Source organism: Mesorhizobium sp. M4B.F.Ca.ET.089.01.1.1 (assembly GCF_004022605.1).
In the GTDB taxonomy this organism is placed as follows: domain Bacteria; phylum Pseudomonadota; class Alphaproteobacteria; order Rhizobiales; family Rhizobiaceae; genus Mesorhizobium; species Mesorhizobium abyssinicae.
This window is the reverse complement of the sequence record NZ_RZOS01000517.1, coordinates 1-3,633: the sequence shown is the minus strand read 5'-3', so window position 1 is coordinate 3,633 and position 3,633 is coordinate 1. Positions and strand designations below refer to the sequence as shown.

Here is a 3,633-nt window from a genome sequence, read left to right as displayed (position 1 = left end):
TTTCTCCTGCCTTTGTGCCGGCGGTTTTGGCGGCGGCGGAACCTGTAGCCAGCCGTTCACCGAAGCAGCGGAAACGGCAAGCCGCCCGAGATGCCGGCATGATCGAGCTTGAGATCGACGGCATCGCGATGCGCGTCGGCCGGGGCGCCGATACCAAGACGGTGGCCGCAGTGATCCGCGCGCTGAAGGCGACGTCGTGATCGGGCCGACGGGTGCGGTCAAGGTCATGGTGGCGACGAAGCCCGTCGACTTCCGCAAGGGTGCGGAGGGATTGGCGGCGCTGGTGCGAGAGACAATGGGGGCCGATCCGTTCAGCGGGGCCGTCTACGTCTTCCGGGCGAAGCGGACTGACCGGATCAAGCTGATCTTCTGGGATGGCACCGGGGTTTGCCTCTATGCCAAGCGTTTGGAGGATGGGGAGTTCCGCTGGCCGAAAGTGCATGACGGCATGATGCGGCTGACGGCCGCGCAGCTCTCGGCGCTACTCGAAGGTCTCGACTGGCGGCGAGTCCACGAGGCGCGCCGGACCCGCGTTCCAGCCCAGGCGGGCTGACCCGCGACGAAGTGAATCAGCCTGGATTCCGCTGTCGCGGGCTGTCGGCGAATATGGTCTGATCCGCTCATGGCGATGACGGCTGACCAGCTTCCCGACGATCCGGACGCGCTGAAGGCGATGGTCCTGGCGCGCGACGTCGAGAATGCCCGTCTGATTCAGATCATCAAGGAATTGCAGCGTCACCGCTTCGGCCGGCGTGCCGAGACGCTCCCCGAGGATCAATTGCTGCTGGGGCTCGAAGAGGCCGAGCAGATCGAGGCCGCCGACGAGGAAGAGAACGAACAAGCATCTCCCGCAGAGCGCCTGGAGCGCGCCAGGAAGCGTCGGACGAACCGCGGCGCGTTGCCATCCCATCTGCCGCGGGTGGAAATGATCGTCGACATCGAGGACCATGCCTGCCCATGCTGCCGCAATGGCTTGCATCGGATCGGCGAGGACGTGAGCGAGCGGCTCGACATCGTTCCGGCGCAGCTGCGTGTAATCGTCGTGCGCCGGCCCAAATATGCCTGCCGCGCCTGCGAGGACGTCGTGGTTCAGGCTCCCGCGCCGGCCCGGCTGATCGAGGGTGGTCTTCCGACCGAGGCGACGGTTGCCCAGGTGCTGGTCTCCAAATATGCCGATCATCTGCCGCTCTATCGTCAGGCGCAGATCTACGCCCGGCAGGGTATCAATCTCGATCGCTCTACGCTCGCCGACTGGGTCGGCCGCGCCGCCTGGCACCTTCGTCCGGTGCATGAGCGGCTGCTTGGCAAGCTGAAGACTTCACCGAAGCTCTTTGCTGACGAAACCACGGCGCCGGTGCTCGATCCGGGCCGCGGCAAGACGAAGACTGGGCAGCTGTGGGCCTATGCCCGCGATGACCGACCATGGGAGGGGAGCGACCCGCCGGGCGTCGCCTATGTCTATGCGCCGGACCGAAAGGCCGAGCGTCCGATCGCTCATCTCGCAGGCTTCACCGGAATCCTTCAGGTCGACGGCTATGGCGGCTATCGCGTGCTGGCCGAGAAAAGCGGCGTCACGCTCGCCTTCTGCTGGGCGCATGTCCGTCGGCGCTTTTATGAACTGGCAGCAGCCGGTCCCGCGCCGATCGCCAGCGAGGCGCTGAGACGGATCGCCGAACTCTACAAGATCGAGGATGACATCCGTGGCCGGTCGGCCAACGAGCGCCGCGCGATGCGTCAGGACAAAAGCCGCGCCATCGTCGCCGATCTCGAACCCTGGCTGCGTGAGAAGCTCGGCCTGATCAGTCAGAAGACCAAGCTCGCCGAGGCAATCCGCTACACGCTCTCGCGCTGGGAAGGCCTGACCCGCTTCCTCGACGACGGCCGCATCGAGATCGACAGCAACACCGTCGAACGCTCGATCCGTCCGATCGCGCTCAACCGCAAGAACGCGCTCTTCGCAGGCTCTGACGGCGGCGCCGAACACTGGGCAGTCATCGCCTCGCTGATCGAAACCTGCAAGCTCAATGGTGTCGAACCGCTCGGCTATCTCGCCGATGTCCTCACCAGGATCGTCAACGGCCACCCCAACAGCCAGATCGACGATCTCCTGCCTTGGGTCTACATCAACAAGCTCGAGCTCAAGGCCGTGGCCTGAGAACACCGCTTACGTTGAATTGAGACTCGGCGGCATTGAATCTCAAGATTAGGTACAGTGGTCGCGAGAGGTCGGCGCAATCTTACATTTAAGTGCAGTACGACATTGGTGGCCATCCTTGCAGAGATGTACTTGCAGGGCGTGTCGACCCGCAAGGTGAAGGCGATCACCGAGGAGCTGTGCGGTCAACCGCTACATCAACATGGACGACCTGCGCGAGCACAAGAAGCTCGCTCTACGTCAAGCCGCATTACCAGCAATATGGCCGCCCCTTTTTGCAGAAGACGCACACAACCGCTCTCATCGCCGCGCAGGCAGCGATCCGTGGGCCGGCGCTCAGGCGACGGCGTAGCTCTCCTTTCGCGTCAGCGCCCATGCGGTGCGCGCTTATTGGCAAGCGCCACGAGCGCCTTGTTGAAGCCACGGCGCTCGACGATTCCTTCGGCCAGAGCGAGCGACTGTCATCACGTCGGTCATTGCAGCAAGCCGGTATGATCTGCGTTCCATCAGATGGATGATCTGAGCCGCGGCGCCCTTCAGATAATACTCCCCTGGCTCGCACTGGATGACAGCAGGTCTGATGCGCTCGTAGTCAATGGCCTTTTAAGAGATCGTGATCCGGTCCTTCGCAATCGAGAGACAAGAAATCGACCTTATTGGCATAGGGGGTCAATAGTTCATTGATACCGATCACGCACACCTCAATATGTTCTCGGATACCACCTATACTGTCGAGATCGCCGTAGCTTTCAACATGTGCCTTACCACCGAGGAAAAGCTCATGGGCGTGTCCGATGAAGAGCGTGGCAGACGCTTGCTGAGCGGGCAACATAATAGATCGCACGAGAACGTCTCCGGGCGCGCAGTGCGGATCAGCGCTTCCAATTCAGGATTGGGTTCAACTAGAACACCCCGCGCACCTCCTTGATACATAAGATAGGTACTCGAGGTAGAGATGGGACGATTAGTACCGATTTCTACATAGAACACACTGGTCCAAGATCTTTGGCTCTTGCAGAGTTTTGCACGGGGCGAAGTGCTTGATCCGAGAGTTCGGCAGATCGAGCCTGGCAATCTCCTGATTTATGGACTGGTTTTCAAACTGGGACAACATAGCTCGCCCTCCCTGCGATATCCTAGGACGGGCCGTTACGACCGGTTTGTCGAGGCGGCACTTGCTCATCATCCCCCCTCCGCAATCGGCGTGCCAGATGCGGAATGCGGTGCTTCTTACTTAGGAAGTGTGAAATAGGCGCGCCCGCTGGAACCGACACTTTGTCGGGTTCGCGACATCGACGCCACCAACCGGCTTGCCGAACTGACGTGCAAACTGGGAACCTGCTGCGAGCGCCCTGTTTGAGCGCGAGGTAGCCTACCTGTGAATCGGCGTGCAAAATTTTTGGCAACGTTGACGTAATTGCTGCCGTCGCTCCTTTGAACGAAGACTCGGCTGACGGCAAAGGCCGCCGGCCATTGAG

Annotated in this window: 3 protein-coding genes and 2 pseudogenes; 4 read left to right on the top strand and 1 reads right to left on the bottom strand. The window is 61.5% G+C overall.

Annotated features, from left to right (window positions below):
• From EN780_RS39800 to EN780_RS29725, 4 genes and pseudogenes are all read left to right on the top strand, one after another.
• Positions 1–200 (top strand): annotated as a pseudogene (locus EN780_RS39800) (IS66 family insertion sequence element accessory protein TnpB); the annotation flags it as partial.
• On the top strand, positions 197–553 hold the full coding sequence (gene tnpB / locus EN780_RS29735) for an IS66 family insertion sequence element accessory protein TnpB (protein WP_023709031.1): 357 nt from the start codon (positions 197–199) through the stop codon (positions 551–553). The pseudogene EN780_RS39800 and the gene tnpB, both read left to right, overlap by 4 nt.
• Before the next feature lie 69 nt (positions 554–622).
• Complete coding sequence (locus EN780_RS29730) at positions 623–2,155, top strand: IS66 family transposase (RefSeq protein ID WP_128276077.1); 1,533 nt, start codon at positions 623–625, stop codon at positions 2,153–2,155.
• Between the two features lie 105 nt (positions 2,156–2,260).
• Positions 2,261–2,341: pseudogene (locus EN780_RS29725) on the top strand (transposase); the annotation flags it as partial.
• 406 nt (positions 2,342–2,747) lie between these two features.
• Here EN780_RS29725 and EN780_RS29720 read toward each other — a convergent pair.
• Positions 2,748–2,999 carry an FkbM family methyltransferase gene (locus EN780_RS29720; RefSeq protein WP_128276076.1) on the bottom strand — a complete coding sequence of 84 codons (252 nt, stop codon included), beginning with the start codon at positions 2,997–2,999 and terminating at the stop codon, positions 2,748–2,750.
• Positions 3,000–3,633: the final 634 nt, after the last annotated feature.